At 56.3% G+C, this 1,030-nt stretch carries 2 protein-coding genes and 1 tRNA gene; all 3 read right to left on the reverse strand.

All coding sequences use genetic code 11. The annotated features are described in order from the left end of the window. Positions 1 to 78: 78 nt before the first annotated feature. Positions 79 to 152 (reverse strand) — tRNA-Glu (locus H5U08_RS19705). 319 nt (positions 153 to 471) lie between these two features. Further along, positions 472 to 711, reverse strand: a complete 240-nt coding sequence (gene csrA, locus H5U08_RS19710; protein ID WP_297037153.1) for a carbon storage regulator CsrA — start codon at positions 709 to 711, stop codon at positions 472 to 474. Positions 712 to 821: 110 nt separating this feature from the next. Then, the coding region (locus tag H5U08_RS19715; RefSeq protein WP_297037155.1) for a hypothetical protein at positions 822 to 1,030 on the reverse strand (209 nt) is incomplete at its 5' end.

A 1,030-nucleotide genomic window follows, 5' to 3' on the forward strand; every position in this document is an offset into this window, starting at 1 on the left:
GACTTCCTGGGCAATGGCCAAAGCCCGGTCGGGATCGATGGGAGCCTGCTTGACCCCCAGTCTGGGTAGAAGATTCAGCGACCCCGACGGGATTTGAACCCGTGTTACAGGCTTGAAAGGCCTGTGTCCTAACCTGGCTAGACGACGGGGCCGTCGTGAAATCTAATTATTACGACCTTCGCGGTGTTGCGTCAACCGCCCGTGCCTGATGTTCGCGGAACTGAGCTTCCTTACCGGTCGGTTCGCGAACTTTTTCCTGGCACGTGTTCATCTCGGGTTATCGGCGATTTTTTCCGCGTGGGGCCAGCCGCGAATTCGTTTCCCCCCGCTTTGGCGGCCCTCAGTGCCGGGAAAATCGAATGGTCCGAGTAAAGACCCCCCTGGGCCGGACCAATCATCACGGAATGGTCACCTGAGAAAACAGAAAAGAGTTCTCAAGGTGGGATCAACGCACGGCGGGAACGATGCGGTTTATTTAACGGGGGTTTGTTCACTGGGGGCGGAGTCGGACGCGGTTTCTGTGTTCGGCGTCTCTTGTGTCCGCTTCTTGTCCGCCTGAATCATTTCGTACACTTCCCGCCGGTGCACCGTGACGTGCTTGGGGGCTTCGATGCCGAGGCGCACGCGATCGCCCCGGATATCGACGACCATGATGACGATCTGGTCGTCGATAATGATACTTTCGTTCTTTTTCCGCGAAAGGACCAGCATCCTCCATTCCTTCCTTTGCTGCTGGGGGCCCGGGCATCACCCGCCCGAGGCGCCAATTACGTCGCGCACACCTTCCCTTTATCTTACTGTAGCTTGCCTTTGGACCAAAATCAAGCAAATCGAATGCCCATCACGGACAAATTGGTTTGGCGAACCTGCACTCCGATCTCCAGAGTGTGTCGGGCAGCAATGAGACATATTTCAAGGAAAACGGATTGGCAAATCGCCTTCAACGTGTTGGACGCCACGCCCTCGCCATCCCTCGCATGAAGATGGAAAGAAACGCGAGCATGGTTACCGGTTGTCGTTCCGCAACACA

The organism is Thermogutta sp. (genome assembly GCF_014359955.1).
In the GTDB taxonomy this organism is placed as follows: Bacteria; Planctomycetota; Planctomycetia; order Pirellulales; family Thermoguttaceae; genus Thermogutta.

Bases quoted from the DNA above. Each gene is read 5' to 3' on its own strand.
- csrA (WP_297037153.1), bottom strand. From the start codon at position 711: ATGCTGGTCCTTTCGCGGAAAAAGAACGAAAGTATCATTATCGACGAC.